General features: G+C 35.5%; 2 protein-coding genes. Both read left to right on the forward strand.

Features of this window, described 5'->3' with window-relative positions; translation table 11 throughout:
- The first annotated feature begins 71 nt into the window (after nt 1-71).
- Nucleotides 72-7748, forward strand: coding sequence for a non-ribosomal peptide synthetase (locus QRE67_RS08995; protein ID WP_286124542.1), 7677 nt, complete (start codon nt 72-74; stop codon nt 7746-7748).
- Nucleotides 7749-7826: 78 nt separating this feature from the next.
- The gene (locus QRE67_RS09000) at nt 7827-18560 is read left to right on the forward strand and encodes a non-ribosomal peptide synthetase (protein ID WP_286124543.1); all 10734 of its coding nucleotides are present in this window, start codon (nt 7827-7829) and stop codon (nt 18558-18560) included.
- Nucleotides 18561-18658: the final 98 nt, after the last annotated feature.

The raw sequence follows: 18658 nt of genomic DNA on the forward strand, positions 1-18658 counted from the left end.
GGAATACAAGAATTTCCACTTTTTTCTTAAAAAGTGGAAATTCTAAAAAGTAGAGAAGGGAAGAGGATTGAGTGAGTTTACAGGTAGAAAAAGTTTATCGATTATCCCCTATGCAAAAGGGAATGCTTTTTCATACATTAATAGATAATGATTCGAGTATGTATTTTGAACAGCAGACAATGACTCTTACAGGAATTTTAGATATTTGTATTTTAGAAAAAAGTTTTCAGTTATTAAGTAAAAGGTTTGATATATTGCGAACATGTTTTATTTCTGAAAAGATACAAGATCCAAGACAGATAGTTTTAAAAGATCGATCTATACCAGTTCGTTTTGAAGATATAACTCATCTTTCTAATCAAAAACAAGAGCATTATATAAAACAATGTGAAGAGAATGATCGTAAACGCGGTTTCGATTTATTAAAAGATCCTTTAATGAGAATTTTGATTTTACAAACAAATGATAATACTTATAAAATGATTTGGAGTCATCATCATATATTAATGGATGGATGGTGTCTCTCTATTATTATGCGTGACTTATTTTATTTTTATAGTGCATTAAAAGATGGAGAAACTGTCAGCTTAAATCCTATAACTCAATTTGGAGAATATATTAAATGGCTGGAAGAATGTAATCACGATGAAGCGATTGCTTATTGGGAAAATTATTTAGAAGGGTATGAACAACAAGCTTTTCTGCCTAGTTATTTTAAAAAGGCTCAGCTTTATGAGGAATCAAGAGTAGAAGAATTAAATTTTTCATTAGATAAGGAAACTACAGGTGAATTAATTAAATTTGCTCAAAAAAATCATATAACAATAAATCAAGTTTTACAAACAATATGGGGGATACTATTACAACATTATAACAACACAGACGATGTTGTATTTGGAACAGTTGTTTCTGGAAGAAATGCTAAAATTAAAAACATTGAACATATAGTTGGATTATTTATTAATACAATACCAGTTCGTGTTAAATGTAGTGAAGGTGCGTCTTTTAGCGATATTATAGCTTGTACAAAACAGGATACGATGAATTGTGAAAAATATGAATTCGCTTCATTGGCTGATGTTCAAGCAACTACATTGCCTGGAATGGATTTAATTCACCATATTGTGGTATTTCAAAATTTTGATACAATGGGAAGCTCATTAGACCACGATTATTCGTCTAAATTGGGTTTTGATATTACTGAAATAGAGGGATTTGAAAAATTAAACTATGAATTTGCTTTAGTATTCGGACTAGGGGAACAGTTGCATGCGCGTATGATGTTTAACCCGTCAGTATATGAGAGAAGGTTTCTAAATTCTGTAGCTAATCATTGTGTGAAAATTATTCGTCAAATTATTAAGGATCCTAATATACTAATATCAGACATCAATGTTGTTGAAAAACAAGAAAAAGAGCAACTACTTAATTATAATAAGACGGAAACAGCATACCCAAGAAATAAATCTTTGGTAGAACTATTTGAGGAACAGGTACAAAAAAGGCCTGATGGAATTGCACTTATCTTCAAAAATCAAAAAATGACTTATCGTACTTTAAATGAGAGAGCGAATCAATTAGCAAGGACATTGCGTGAACAAGGTGTTGCTTCAGGAGAAGTTGTTGGAATTATGGCAAATCGCTCATTTGAAATGGTGATTGGTGTATTAGCGGTATTAAAGGCTGGAGCGGCGTATCTACCAATTGATCCAAATTATCCTGTAGCACGTAAGCAATATATGTTAGAAGATAGCGGAGCGAACTTCTTGTTAATTCAAAAAGAATTAGACGAAGAGATGGTTTTTGAAGGAACGGTGTTAGACCTAGAAGATGAAACATTGTATGGGCAAGGAACAGTGAATGAATCTATCGGAAATTATAGTAATTCAGAGGATATAGCAAGTATTATTTACACATCTGGATCAACTGGACAACCAAAGGGGAATATGACTACACACTATAATATTAGCCGTATAGTAAAAGATACAAACTATATAAGCATATCTGAACAAGATCGATTATTACAGATGGCTAGTTTTTCATTTGATGCATCGTTTTTTGAGATTTTTGGATCATTATTAAATGGGGCACAGTTGGTGTTAATTGAGAAAGAGGATGTACTTGATGCACAACGACTGTTTCATATTATTGAAACCGAAGGTATTACCGTTTCCTTCGTCACAACAGCACTATTTAATATGTTAGTTGATATGGATCTTGGTGTTATGAAGGGACTTCGGAAAATTTTGTTTGGTGGAGAAAAGGTATCTGTATCTCATGTGCGAGAAGCTCTTAGAGCTGTTGGATCAAATCGTTTGATTCACGTATATGGACCAACAGAAAGTACAGTATTCACAACATTTTATCCAGTCAATGAGTTGGAAGAGGATGCAATTACTGTACCAATTGGGGTACCAATTAGTAATACGAAGGTATATGTGTTAGATCATAAGCACAGATTGTGTCCGAGAGGTGTACCAGGCGAGTTATATATTGGGGGAGATGGACTAGCTAAAGGTTATCTTAATAGAGCAGAATTGACAGCAGAGAAATTTATTGAAAGTCCATTTGTTTCAGGAGAGAAATTATATCGAACAGGGGATATGGTTCGATGGTTACCAGACGGGAACATTGATTATATTGGCAGAATAGATAAACAGATTAAAATTCGAGGACATCGTATCGAACCAGGTGAAATCGCGAGCCATTTATTGAATCATGAGGCAATCCAAGAAGTAGCTGTGGTACCATTACAAGACTCGCAGGGGGATGCTTACTTGTGTGCGTACTATGTACTAGTAGAAGGAATGGAAGAGGAAGAATATACAGAATTTTCTCTTCGAACATACTTGTCCATTCGATTACCAGATTATATGATGCCATCGGCATTTTGTCGGTTAGAGAAGCTTCCACTCACAGTAAATGGGAAAATCAATAACCAATTACTTCCGGTGCCAGAGAAAACCGATTCAGATACAATGTATCGCGCACCTGAAGATGAATTGGAGGAGAAATTAGTAGAGATCTGGAAAGAAATTTTAGGGGTATCACATATTGGTACGTTGGATAACTTCTTTTCTTCTGGGGGACACTCTTTAAAGGCTATGCAACTTATCGGGCGTATACAGAAGGAGTTTCAGATAGATTGTGCACTTCGAGATGTATTTCAACAACCAACGATTCGAGAATTTGCTACATTTGTAAGAGGAAATCAGTACCAAACGTATACCAAAATTGAAAAAGCAGAAGAAGCACCTTGTTATCCTGTCACATTTGCACAACAGAGATTATATGTTGTTAATCAATTAGAAAATGTCAATACGGCTTATAATATGCCATTAATGTTAAAAGTAGATTCTGGTTTAGACTATAAACGTTTAAGTAGAGTGTTTCAAATATTAATTGAAAGACATGAAGCATTTCGGACAACGTTCGGAATGGAAGGTGATGAATTAGTACAGTATATTCATCCATCTGTTTCATATAAAATTAAACAAAGCGAAGTAAAGTATGAGGATATAGAACGCATACAAAAAGAATTTGTTCGCCCATTTGATTTAAGTAAGGTGCCTTTATTACGTACAGAAGTGCTGAATCTTCCAGATGATACGTCAATCATTATGATAGATATGCATCATATTATTTCAGATGGAGTGTCTATGGATCTATTTCTTAAAGAGCTTGTTCAGTTGTATGAAAACGAAGAGCTTATATTGCCAGTAAATCAAATTCAATATAAAGATTATGCTGTATGGCAGAAGCAACAAGCTAACATAGAAAAGATGGCAGAACATGAAGCATACTGGTTAGAGGTTTTTTCTGGAGAATTGCCAAACTTAGAATTACCTACTGATAATGTACGACCGCCGGTGCAACAATTTGTAGGGAATTATATCTCGACAGAGATACCTGCAAATCTTGTTTCTCAGATTAAGAAGAATAATAGTATGTATGAATCTACACTATTTATGACCTTGATTGCAGCTTATAATGTACTGCTTTGGAAGTATACAGGACAAACTGATCTGATTGTTGGAACTACAGACGTAGGTCGACCGCAGGTCGAAATGGACACGGTTATAGGCATGTTTGTCAATACATTAGCTTTACGTACTAAACTTTCTCCAAACCAAACATTTGAAGAGCTTGTAGCTAATGTGAAAGAAAGTGTACTTCAGGCGAATGAACATCGTGCATATCCATTTGAAAAGCTTATTGAAAAAGTAGTTGTGCAAAGGGATGTTAGCCGTAATCCATTGTTTGACACAATGTTCACATTACGTAATAGAGCTGACGTAAAATCTTCTAATAAACAAGCGCACCTCCATATCATGGATGCAGAAAGAAATGTTGCCAAATTTGATTTGACTCTTGGAATTACCGAAGGAGAAAATGGCTTAACAATAGATTGGGAGTATAGTACAGACCTATTTACAGAAGCGACAATTCAACGTATGACTTCTCATTATGTACAGGTACTTACCCAGATGATAGAAAATCCACGACGTAAACTATTAGAGTTTGATTTATTTACACCGTTAGAAAAGCAACAGTTATTGGCTGAATACAATGATACAGCTGTCTCGTATTGTGACAATGTTACAATTCATCAGCTATTTGAAGAACAAGTAAGTAAAACTCCAAAGGCTATAGCGTTAGTTCACAGAGATAAACAAGTTACATTTGAAGAGTTAAACCAACGTGCAAATAAATTGGCTCGGGTACTACGTGCGAAAGGTGTAGGACCGGAGGTTATTGTAGGAATTATGATTAAGTCTTCTATTGATATGGTGGTTAGCATACTAGCTGTCTTAAAAGCGGGGGGTGCTTATCTACCTATCGATTCTGATTATCCATTAGAGCGTAAAGTGTACATGTTGGAAGATAGTAGGGCAACGCACTTGCTTACACAATTTGATTGGAAAGAAGAAGCATTTAGTGGTGAAGTATTAAATGTAACAGATCCAACGTTATACCAAGAAGATGGAGGGAATTTAATACCTCTGCAAGGATCAGAACACGCAGCATATGTTATTTATACTTCGGGATCTACAGGGAAACCAAAAGGGGTAGTAATAGAACACAAGGGAGTCATTAATTATATTGATTGGGCTAAGAAAAAATATGTGTGTGGAGCAGATGATACGTTTGCTTTATATTCATCACTTTCGTTTGACCTAACGGTCACATCCTTATTTACACCATTGTTAAGTGGGCTATGTACTTATGTATATGAGGATGATCATAGTGAGTTTATTTTATATCGTATTTTACGGGAAAATAAGGTTACTATATTAAAATTAACACCTGCACATTTATCACTTTTACAAGAAGGTGATTATAAGAATACACGCGTAAGAAAGCTGATTGTAGGCGGGGAAGAGCTAAAGAGAAAGTTAGCAGAATGTATTTTAGAACGTTTTCCAAAAGGGGTCGACATTATAAATGAATATGGTCCGACAGAGGCGACTGTTGGATGTATGAACTATCATTTTAATGAAAATCAGAAATATGGAAGTTCGGTTCCGATTGGAACGCCAATTCAAAATACACAACTTTATGTGCTGGATGAGCATTACAATCCGGTATTGACTGGATGTGTAGGTGAAATCTATATTGCAGGCGATGGATTAGCGCGTGGTTATTTAGGTAGAGAGGAGTTAACAAAGGAACGTTTTATCCGTAATCCGTTCCGTGAGGAACAAAGGATGTATAAAACGGGTGATTTAGCTCGTATGTGTGCAGATGGTCAATTAGAGTATATCGGTCGTGTAGATTGTCAAGTGAAGATTCACGGTTATCGGATAGAACTTGGTGAAATTGAAGAACAATTACAGAGGCATGAGGCAGTGAAAGAAGTAGTTGTAATTGATAGAGTGGATGAAGAAAAGCAAGTGCATCTATGTGCTTATATGGTAACGACACAACAATGGAATCAAACAGATATGCGAAAGTATTTGATGAAGAGTTTACCTTCTTATATGGTTCCGACTATTTATATGGACGTTCCGTCCATCCCGTTAACTTTAAATGGGAAGGTAGATTATAAACAGTTACCAGAACCAGAAAGAGTACATCGAATGGTTTCTAATTTCCAAAAACCTAGAAATGAAGTAGAAGAAAAGTTATTGAATGCATGGATAGAAGTATTAGGAGTAGAACAAATTGGGATTCAAGATAACTTTTTTGAATTAGGTGGGGATTCAATTAAGGCGATTAAGATTGCGTCTCGTTTGCAGCAAGAAGGGTATAAGCTTGAAATTCAACAGCTGATGCGTTATGGCACAATTGAAGAGGTAAGTTTATACGTGGAGTCTACATCAATAGAAATTAATCAGGAAGCAATAGAAGGTAAAGTCCCATTAACACCAATCCAGCAGTGGTTCTTTGAAAATGAGTTGACAGATCGACATCACTATAATCAGGCAATGATGTTATATCGACCAGAAGGATTTGACCAGATATTACTTCAGCAAGTACTGAATAAAATTATGGAGCATCATGACGCGTTGCGTATGGTGTATCAATTAAAAGAAACGAGAGTTTCACAAATAAATCAAGGCCTTGAAATGGTGAAGGCTCATTTAGAGATTAGAGATCTAAGAGGAAGACAGAAGGTAGCGGAAGAAATTGAATCGCAGGCAAATGACATTCAACGTAGTTTTAATTTAGAAACCGGTTCACTTATAGCGACGGTACTATTTCAAACAGATGACGGGGCTCATTTATTGTTAGTTGCACATCATTTAGTAATTGATGGAGTATCTTGGCGCATTTTACTAGAAGATTTATCAATGGGTTATCAACAAAGGTTACGAGGAGAAAAGATTCAATTTCCTCCTAAAACTCATTCTTATCAAGAGTGGGCGAACAAGCTTGTAGATTATGCGAACAGTAAGAAAATATTACGTGAATTAGAATATTGGAATGGAATAGAAAATCGGAATTTTGAGTCTTTAGAAAAAGAAAGAATGAATTTAAGAAATACATGGGGAGATTCAAGAACACTTTCTATTAGTTTAAATGAAAAAGAGACTCAATCCTTACTTAAAGATACTCATAGAGCATATAAAACAGACATGAACAGTTTACTTCTTTGTGCATTGGGATTAGCATTTCATGAATGTACTGAACAAGAAGAGATACTCCTACATTTAGAAGGACATGGACGTGAACAGATTGGTTTAGATATAGATGTTAGTCGTACTATAGGGTGGTTTACGTCAATATACCCAGTTGTTTTAAAAATATATGATAGTAATAATATTTCTTATCAAATTAAAACTACGAAAGAGATGTTACGAAAAATACCTAATAATGGTATGAACTATAATGTTTTAAGATATTTAAAAGACGAGGAAGGTGAAAGTGTAAAATTCACATCAGTACCAGATATTAGTTTTAATTATTTAGGTCAGTTTGATCAAGATATGCAAGTAGATACGTTTGCTATTTCGCAGTTATCCTCTGGTACACCAATAAGTAGGGATACGGAGCGGATATACAAACTTGATATTATAGCAATGATTGAGAATGGTATATTTACAATGAACGTTTCATTCTCTAATCACATATATAATGAGCAGACTATCACAAAATTTATCAACTCGTATAAAAAGTATCTTTTAATAATTATTGAGCATTGTGTAACTAATACTGAGAACGAAGTAACCCCAAGCGATTTTAGTATTAAAAATGACACATTAGAAGATTTAGAAGCAACATTCTCTATTCTCGAATCACTGTAGGGAATCTAGCATTCTCATGAGAGGGGTTCTCTCTCATGAGAACATTTTGTTGTATTATTAATTAAAGGAGTGATAATTATGTTTGATAAAAGCAATGTGCAAGATATTTATTATTTGTCTCCGATGCAGGAAGGAATGTTATATCACACTATTACAGAAGAAAGCTCTACTATGTATGTCACGCAGTATCGGATGACTTTGCGAGGTAATGTGGATATCCCTTTATTAGAAGAAAGCTTTAACCTTCTTATTGGACGTCATGATATTTTGCGTACATGTTTTATTTATGAGAAGGTACAGCGTCCTCGGCAGGTTGTATTTAAGAAACGCCCAATGACAATTTATTCTCAAGATATTTCACAATTAGATAAAGAAGAGAAAACAGCGTATGTACAAAAATTTCAACAAGAAGATAGAGAAAAAGGCTTTGATTTACTACGTGATGTTTTAATGCGTATTTCTATTTTGAAAATTGAAGATAATAAATATGAAATGATTTGGAGTCATCATCATATTTTAATGGATGGTTGGTGCAATTCAATTATCATGAGTGAGCTGTTGTATTATTATGATTGTTTGAAGAATAAGAAGCCTATTGAACTTAAAAAGGTATATCCATATAGTTCCTATATTCAATGGCTGCAAGAACAAGATATAAAAGAAGCGCGTGCATGCTGGAAAGAGTATTTGAAGGGATATAATTCAAATACATTACTGGCTCCTCAAAATAAGAAAATGTCTATTGAAACACAAGGAAGTAAAGAAATGCAAGAGTTCATTTATCAAATAGATGAGAACTTAACTGATGAATTGAAATTGATAGCGAAAAAAAATCATACAACAGTTAATAATGTATTTCAAACTATTTGGGGAATTTTGTTACTATGTTATAATCAAGAAGATGATGTAATATTTGGTACAGTGGTTTCGGGACGGCCTTCTGAAATTCCAGGTATTGAGGATATGGTAGGTCTTTTTATTAATTCTATACCAGTCCGCATTCTCATTAATCATAAACAAACATTTAGTGAATTACTAAAATCGGTTAAATTAAGTGCCATAGATCTGGAGAGATATCATTTTACTCCTCTTGTTGATATTCAATCCAGTGTTAAAGGTATAAGTAAATTGTTTGATCATATTATAACTTTTCAAAATTTTTCTTCTGCTGAAGTTAATGAAGAGCTAGGCGATATTTCGAACGTTGGGTTTGAAGTTGTTTCTATGGATGGGATAGAAGAATCAAATTATGATTTAGCACTAATTGTAGAGTCTGATAATGTATTGGCTATTAAATTTATTTTCAATACACAAGTATATCCAGCTGATTTCATAGAACGTATTAGTAGACAGTTAAGGTACATTGTTAAACAGATTATTGCTAATCCAGAACAACTAATATTTAATATTAAGCTAGTAAATGAGGAAAAACAAAAGAAAATTTTGTCGGATTTTAACAATACAAAAACTTCATATCCAAGAAATAAATCTTTGGTAGAGTTATTTGAGGAACAGGTACAGAAAAAGCCAGATCAAGTTGCGCTTGTCTTCAAAAATCAAAAAATGACTTATCGTACTTTAAATGAGAGAGCGAATCAATTAGCAAGGACATTACGTGACCAAGGTGTTGTTTCAGGAGAAGTTGTCGGAATTATGGCAAATCGCTCATTTGAAATGGTGATAGGTGTATTAGCAGTATTAAAGGCTGGAGCGGCGTATCTACCAATTGATCCAAATTATCCTGTAGCACGTAAGCAATATATGTTAGAAGATAGCGGAGCGAACTTCCTGTTAATTCAAAAAGAATTAGACGAAGAGATAGTTTTTGAAGGAACAGTGTTAGAATTAGAAGATGAAACATTGTATGGGCAAGGAACAGCGAATGAATCTATCGGAAATTATAGTAATTCAGAGGATATAGCAAGTATTATTTATACATCTGGATCAACTGGACAACCAAAGGGGAATATGACTGCACACTATAATATTAGCCGTATAGTGAAAGATACAAACTATATACGTATATCTGAACAAGATTGTTTAACTCAGATAGCTAGTTTTTCATTTGATGCATCAATTTTTGAGATTTTTGGAGCATTATTAAATGGAGCACAGTTAGTGTTAATTGAGAAAGAGGATGTACTTGATGCACAACGATTATTTCATATTATTGAAACCGAAGGTGTTACCATATTTTTTGCGACAACGGCATTATTTAATACGTTAGTTGATATGGGAATTAATCGTATGAAGCACCTCCGCAAGATTCTTTTTGGTGGAGAAAAGGTATCTGTATCTCATGTACGAAAAGCTCTTCAAGCTGTTGGATCAGATCGTTTGATCCATTTATACGGTCCTTCAGAAAGTACAGTATTCACAACATTCTATCCGGTTAATGAGTTGACAGAGGATGCAATTACTGTACCGATTGGAGTACCAATTAGTAATACGAAGGTATATGTGTTAGATCATAAGCAAAGATTATGCCCGATCGGTGTACCAGGTGAGTTATATGTGGGAGGAGACGGACTAGTAAAAGGGTATATTAATAAACCAGAGTTAACCATGGGGAAATTTATCGAAAATCCATTTGTTCCAGGAGAGAGAGTATATCGAACAGGGGATATGGTTCGATGGTTACCAGACGGGAACATTGATTATATTGGCAGAATAGATAAACAGATTAAAATCCGAGGACATCGTATCGAACCAGGTGAAATCATGAGCCATTTATTGAATCATGAGGCAATCCAAGAAGCGGCTGTGGTACCATTACAAGACTCACAGGGAGATGCATACTTGTGTGCGTATTATGTACCGGTAGAAGGAATAGAAGAGGAAGAATATACAGAATCTTCTCTTCGAGCGTACTTGTCCACTCGGTTGCCAGATTATATGATGCCATCGGCATTTTGCCAGTTAGAGAAACTTCCGCTTACAGTAAATGGGAAATTAGATGCAGCAGCATTGCCAGAGCCGGATAGAAATATGTACGTAACAAAAGAATATGTACTACCTCAAAATGAAACGGAACGAAAATTGTCTGTTATTTGGCAAGAAGTACTAGGAATAGAGGAAGTAGGTCGTTTCGATCATTTCTTCGAGTGTGGTGGTCATTCATTAAAAGCAATGCTTCTTGTGTCACGAATTGCTCGTGAATTTGAAGTAACATTTCAGATTAAAGATGTGTTTCATGCACCAGTGTTATATCAGATGGCTGAAACAATAGAACAAATGAATCCAGAAGTGTATTTAAGAATTGAACCAGTAGAATCTCGCGGTTTTTATCCGGTATCGTCGGCGCAACAACGTATTCATGTAGCAAGTCAACTTACGACAGAGTCGGTTCACTATAATGTACCACTTGTATTTGAAATTGAAGGAGACTTACAGAAGGAACGTTTAGTAAAAGCATTTGAGATGCTTATAAAACGACATGAAGCACTTCGCACATCATTTCATATGAAGGAGAATACTTTAGTACAGTGTATTCATAACCAGGTGGAATTTTCATTAGAAGAGATAGAGGGAATCGAGGAGAACGTACCAAAGCTGTTACAAGAATTTGTTAGACCTTTTGATTTGACGAAGCCATTATTAATGCGTGCTGGTTTACTTGAAGTAGATACGAAGAAACGATTGTTGTTAGTAGATTTACATCATATTATTACCGATGGTATGTCCACAAATATACTGTTACAAGAACTTGTTCAACTGTATCAAAAGCCAAGTGATTTAGAGCCACTTCGTATTCAATATAAAGATTATGCAGTGTGGCAACAAAAATTTTTACAGACCGAAGGGATGAAACGCCAAGAAGCGTTTTGGCTAGAAAAGTTGGAAGGAGAGTTACCAATCCTTGAGTTGCCAACAGATTTTCCGCGTCCAAGTGTGCAGCAATTTGAGGGAGCATATGTGGATGTACGTGTAAACCGTGAAACTACAGAAAAATTACAGGCATTGACTAAAGAAGAAAATGGAACGCTTTATATGACATTATTAGCTGCGTATAATGTGTTGCTAGCTCGTTATACAGGACAAGAAGATTTCATAGTAGGAACACCAATTGCAGGGCGTCCACACGAAGATTTAGAACCAATTATTGGTATGTTTGTTAATACGCTTGCGATACATAATAAATTAGTAAACGATAAGCCATTTCGTGAGTTTTTACAAGAAGTAAGAGAGAATGTATTAAAAAGTTATGAACATCAAATGTATCCGTTAGAAGATCTGATTGGAAAACTGAAAGTTCAACGAGATATGAGTCGAAATCCATTGTTTGATACGATATTTACGTTACAGAATGTGGACCTTACGGTCCCGCAAGGTGAAGGATTTATGCTTTGTCCATATCCATTTGATTATCAAATGTCAAAAGTGGATGTGACTGTAGGTGCGGTAGAGGAAGAGGGGGAATTGCACCTTCGGTTTGAATACAGCACCGCACTATTTACACGTGAGACAATAGAACAAATGAGTACACACTTTTGTACAATATTACAGAAGATCGCAAATCATCCAGACGTTGTGATTGCAAATATAGATGTGACAACGGAAGAAGAGAAAGAAAGATTGATTGTTCAATATAATAAAACGGAAACAGCATATCCAAAAAATAAATCTTTGGCAGAGCTATTTGAAGAACAGGTACAAAAATACCCAGATCAAGTTGCGCTTGTATACGGAGAACAGAGTATGACGTATCGAGAGCTTGATAGGAAAGCGAATGGATTGGCTCACCGCTTGCAAGCGAAAGGGGTAAAAGCTGATACACTTGTTGGATTACTAGGTGAACATTCGTTAGAGACATTGGTATCCATGGTAGCTATTTTAAAAGCAGGAGGCGCTTATTTACCAATTGATCCGAATTATCCGCTTGAACGGAAACAATATATGATGCAGGATAGTGGGCTGGACTTAGTAGTTGCGACAGAAAATTATGACTGGGATGAAACGATACTTGGTGGAGAAGTCATTCAATTGAGTTCTATAAATGAGTTAGAAGGTAGAGAGGATTCACCAATTGTATTAAGTCATCCGAAGGATTTAGCGTATGTATTATATACATCTGGTTCTACTGGTCAACCGAAAGGTGTAATGGTAGAACAACGAAATGTTGTTCGTTTGATCAAAAATACGAACTTTACTGATCTATCTCAAGGGCGTCTGCTTTTAACGGGAGCAATTGTTTTTGATGCATCTACTTTTGAGATTTGGGGTGCTTTATTAAATGGCTTGACGCTATCTCTAATTGAGAAAGACACGTTGTTGAATCCGTTTAAATTACAGAAAATTATTGAGAGGCAGAAGATTACAACAATGTGGTTGACGGCGCCTTTATTTAATCAAATTTCCCAACAACACCTAGAGGTGTTTGAAAACTTGACTTCGTTAATTGTGGGAGGAGATGTACTATCTCCATATCATATTAATGCAGTGCGAGAGCGTTATCCAAATCTAAAATTGATAAATGGATATGGTCCGACAGAAAATACGACTTTTTCTACCACCTTTTTAATTGAGGATACGTATGAAGCGAGTATTCCAATTGGACGGCCAATTGCAAACTCGACAGCGTATGTATTGAATCCGTATCGACAGTTGTGTCCTGTAGGGATTCCAGGAGAGTTATATGTTGGAGGAGCAGGTGTTGCACGGGGGTATTTGAATAAACAAGAGTTAACTATGGAAAAATTTATTGACAATCCATTTGTACCAGGCGAGAAATTATATCGAACAGGGGATATGGTTCGCTGGTTACCAGATGGGAATATTGAATATATTGGTAGAATAGATAAACAGATTAAGATTCGAGGGCATCGCATCGAACCAGGTGAAATTGTGAGCCATTTATTGAATCATAAGGCAATCCAAGAAGCGGCTGTGGTACCATTACAAGACTCACAGGGAGATGTATACTTGTGTGCGTATTATGTACCGATAGAAGGGATAGAAGAGGAAGAATATACAGAAACTTCTCTTCGATTATACTTATCCACTAGATTGCCAGATTATATGATGCCATCGGCATTTTGTCAGTTAGAGAAACTTACGCTTACAGTAAATGGGAAATTAGATGTGGCAGCATTGCCAGAACCGGATAGAAATATGTATGTAACAAAAGAATATGTACCACCTCAAAATGAAACGGAACGAAAATTGTCTGTTATTTGGCAAGAAGTACTAGGAATAGAGGAAGTAGGTCGTTTCGATCATTTCTTCGAGTGTGGTGGTCATTCATTAAAAGCAATGCTTCTTGTGTCACGAATTGCTCGTGAATTTGAAGTAACATTTCAGATTAAAGATGTGTTTCATTCACCAGTGTTATATCAGATGGCTGAAACAATAGAACAAATGAATCCAGAAGTGTATTTAAGAATTGAACCAGTAGAATCTCGCGATTTTTACCCAGTATCGTCGGCGCAACAACGTATTCATGTAGCAAGTCAACTTGCGACAGAGTCGGTTCACTATAATGTACCACTTGTGTTTGAAATTGAAGGAGACTTACAGAAGGAACGTTTAGTAAAAGCATTTGAGATGCTTATAAAACGACATGAAGCACTTCGCACATCATTTCATATGAAGGAAAATACTTTAGTACAGTGTATTCATAACCAGGTAGAATTTTCATTAGAAGAGATAGAGGGAATCGAGGAAAACGTACCAAAGCTGTTACAAGAATTTGTTAGACCTTTTGATTTGACGAAGCCATTATTAATGCGTGCTGGACTACTTGAAGTAGATACGAAGAAACGATTGTTGTTAGTAGATTTACATCATATTATTACCGATGGTATGTCCACAAATATACTGTTACAAGAACTTGTTCAACTGTATCAAAAGCCAAGTGATTTAGAGCCACTTCGCATTCAATATAAAGATTATGCAGTGTGGCAACAAAAATTTTTACAGACCGAAGGGATGAAACGCCAAGAAGCGTTTTGGCTAGAAAAGTTGGAAGGAGAGTTACCAATCCTTGAGTTGCCAACAGATTTTCCGCGCCCAAGTGTGCAGCAATTTGAGGGAGCATATGTGGATGTACGTGTAAACCGCGAAACTACAGAAAAATTACAGGCATTGACTAAAGAAGAAAATGGAACGCTTTATATGACATTATTAGCTGCGTATAATGTGTTGCTAGCTCGTTATACAGGACAAGAAGATTTCATAGTAGGAACACCAATTGCAGGGCGTCCACACGAAGATTTAGAACCAATTATTGGTATGTTTGTTAATACGCTTGCGATACGTAATAAATTAGTAAACGATAAGCCATTTCGTGAGTTTTTACAAGAAGTAAGAGAGAATGTATTAAAAAGTTATGAACATCAAATGTATCCGTTAGAAGATCTGATTGGAAAACTGAAAGTTCAACGAGATATGAGTCGAAATCCATTGTTTGATACGATATTTACGTTACAGAATGTGGACCTTACGGTCCCGCAAGGTGAAGGATTTATGCTTTGTCCATATCCATTTGATTATCAAATGTCAAAAGTGGATGTGACTGTAGGTGCGGTAGAGGAAGAGGGGGAATTGCACCTTCGGTTTGAATACAGCACCGCACTATTTACACGTGAGACAATAGAACAAATGAGTACACACTTTTGTACAATATTACAGAAGATCGCAAATCATCCAGACGTTGTGATTGCAAATATAGATGTGACAACGGAAGAAGAGAAAGAAAGATTGATTGTTCAATATAATAAAACGGAAACAGCATATCCAAAAAATAAATCTTTGGCAGAGCTATTTGAAGAACAGGTACAAAAATACCCAGATCAAGTTGCGCTTGTATACGGAGAACAGAGTATGACGTATCGAGAGCTTGATAGGAAAGCGAATGGATTGGCTCACCGCTTGCAAGCGAAAGGGGTAAAAGCTGATACACTTGTTGGATTACTAGGTGAACATTCGTTAGAGACATTGGTATCCATGGTAGCTATTTTAAAAGCAGGAGGCGCTTATTTACCAATTGATCCGAATTATCCGCTTGAACGGAAACAATATATGATGCAGGATAGTGGGCTGGACTTAGTAGTTGCGACAGAAAATTATGACTGGGATGAAACGATACTTGGTGGAGAAGTCATTCAATTGAGTTCTATAAATGAGTTAGAAGGTAGAGAGGATTCACCAATTGTATTAAGTCATCCGAAGGATTTAGCGTATGTATTATATACATCTGGTTCTACTGGTCAACCGAAAGGTGTAATGGTAGAACAACGAAATGTTGTTCGTTTGATCAAAAATACGAACTTTACTGATCTATCTCAAGGGCGTCTGCTTTTAACGGGAGCAATTGTTTTTGATGCATCTACTTTTGAGATTTGGGGTGCTTTATTAAATGGCTTGACGCTATCTCTAATTGAGAAAGACACGTTGTTGAATCCGTTTAAATTACAGAAAATTATTGAGAGACAGAAGATTACAACAATGTGGTTGACGGCGCCTTTATTTAATCAAATTTCCCAACAACACCTAGAGGTGTTTGAAAACTTGACTTCGTTAATTGTGGGAGGAGATGTACTATCTCCATATCATATTAATGCAGTGCGAGAGCGTTATCCAAATCTAAAATTGATAAATGGCTATGGTCCGACAGAAAATACGACTTTTTCTACCACCTTTTTAATTGAGGATACGTATGAAGCGAGTATTCCGATTGGACGGCCAATTGCAAACTCGACAGCGTATGTATTGAATCCGTATCAACAGTTGTGCCCTGTAGGGATTCCAGGAGAGTTATACGTTGGAGGAGCAGGTGTTGCACGGGGATATTTGAATAAACCAGAGTTAACTACGGAAAAATTTATTGATAATCCATTTGTTCCAGGAGAGAGATTATATCGAACAGGAGATATGGTACGCTGGCTGGTAGATGGGAATATTGAATATATTGGTAGAATAGATAAACAGATTAAAATTCGAGGACATCGCATCGAACCGGGTGAAATCGTGAGCCATTTATTGAATCATGAGGCAATTCAAGAAGCGGCTGTGGTGCCATTACAAGACTCACAGGGAGATGCATACTTATGTGCGTATTATGTACCGGTAGAAGGAGTAGAAGAGGAAGAATATACAGAATCATCTCTTCGATCATACTTATCCACTCGATTGCCAGATTATATGATGCCATCGGCATTTTGTCAGTTAGAGAAACTTCCGCTTACAGTAAATGGGAAAGTAGATAAGATAGCACTACCAAAAGTAAATTGGAGAAATACAATTAAAAATAAATATCAGGCACCAGTTACTTTGGTAGAAAAAAAGTTAGTTTCTATTTGGGAAAGTGTATTAGATATTTCACCTATTGGGGTTTTAGATAACTTTTTTGAACACGGCGGGCATTCATTGAAGGCGATGCGTCTTGTAAGTCATATTCATGAAGAATTTCAAGTACAGATACCATTAAGGGATGTATTTCAAAGACCAATTTTAAATGACATGGCACGATATATTGAGAAATTAGAGGGAATTAAATTTATTCCAATTGAAAAGGCTAAAGAACAAATTTTCTATCCTACATCTTTAACGCAGCAACATATGTATGAGGTTGGACAGAACAGTATAGCCTTTAATATGCCAATGTCCTTTTTAGTAGAAGGGCCTTTAAATGTAAAACGAGTGAAGCAAGCGGTTGAGAAATTGATTGAACGACATGATGTTTTGCGTACGACATTAGAGGTAGTAGAAGGAAATCTAGTTCAACGTATACATGATAATGTAGATATTCAATTCGTGTATAAGGAGGGAAAAGAGCAAGATATCAAGCGTATACAAAACATTATGGATGATTTTATTAAGCTGTTTAACTTTAATTTACCTCCATTATTACGAGTTCAACTAATTAAAATTTCTGTAGAAAGACATATTCTTATGTTTGACATACATCATAGTATTTTAGATGGTACATCGTTAAGTATTTTCACAAATGAATTTGCGGCGTTGTATGAAGAAAAGGAACTACCGCCTCTTCATGTACAATATAAAGATTATATTGTATGGAAAGAACAACTTATGCAAACAGAGGAAATGAAAGCACAAGAAGCGCACTGGCTACAGCAATTTTCTGGTGAATTACCTGTATTAAAATTACCATATGACTTTTCAAGACCTAAGTTACGTAGGTATGAAGGTGATGTTATAGCATTTGAAATTGATAAACAAATGACAGCGGGGTTATATCAATTAGGGCAGGAAAAACAAGTAACACTTTACATGACGCTTATGACTTGCTTCCATATGCTTTTACATCAATATTCAGGTCAGGAGGATATTGTGATTGGATCTCCGATTCAAGCACGCCCTCATGTGGATTTAGAAAATGTACTAGGTCTTTTTATTAATGAAATTGCAATACGCAATCAGCCAAAAGCATCAAAATCATTTTTGAGTTTTTTAGAAGAAGTAAAAGAAACGATTTTATGTGCTTACGAGAATCAAAATTATCCTTTTGAAGAGTTAGTATTGAAGCTTCAAGCTGATAATGATAAGAGTCGCAGTCCAATTTTTATTGTAAGTTTTGCTATGCAAAATATGCAGGAAGCATCTCTGCCTGTTAATGACTTACAATTTCAATTTATTTCAACGGAGTTTATGGTAACAGAATATGATATCTCTTTATATGCTTCAGAAGTAGAGGGAAGAGTACATTTTGAGATGTCGTACAGTACACATTTATTTAGACGTGAAACAATGGAACGTTTTGTGCAGGATTATGTAAGTATTGTACGGCAGGTTCTTGCAAACCCTATGAGTTCATTGGGAGATATAAAATTAAATTTATTACAATTATAGTATTTTGAAAGTGTGAATTTTGATAGAGACCAAAGAATTATTTATATTAAATAATTCTTTGGTCTTATAAAACTAAATTTAGATATCTTAATTACTTA

Origin of the sequence: Bacillus sp. DX3.1 (genome assembly GCF_030292155.1) — a bacterium.
Classification (GTDB): Bacteria; Bacillota; Bacilli; order Bacillales; family Bacillaceae_G; genus Bacillus_A.

Excerpts from the sequence above, each read along its gene's own strand:
- QRE67_RS09000 (WP_286124543.1), top strand. The coding sequence starts at position 7,827 with ATGTTTGATAAAAGCAATGTGCAAGATATTTATTATTTGTCTCCGATG.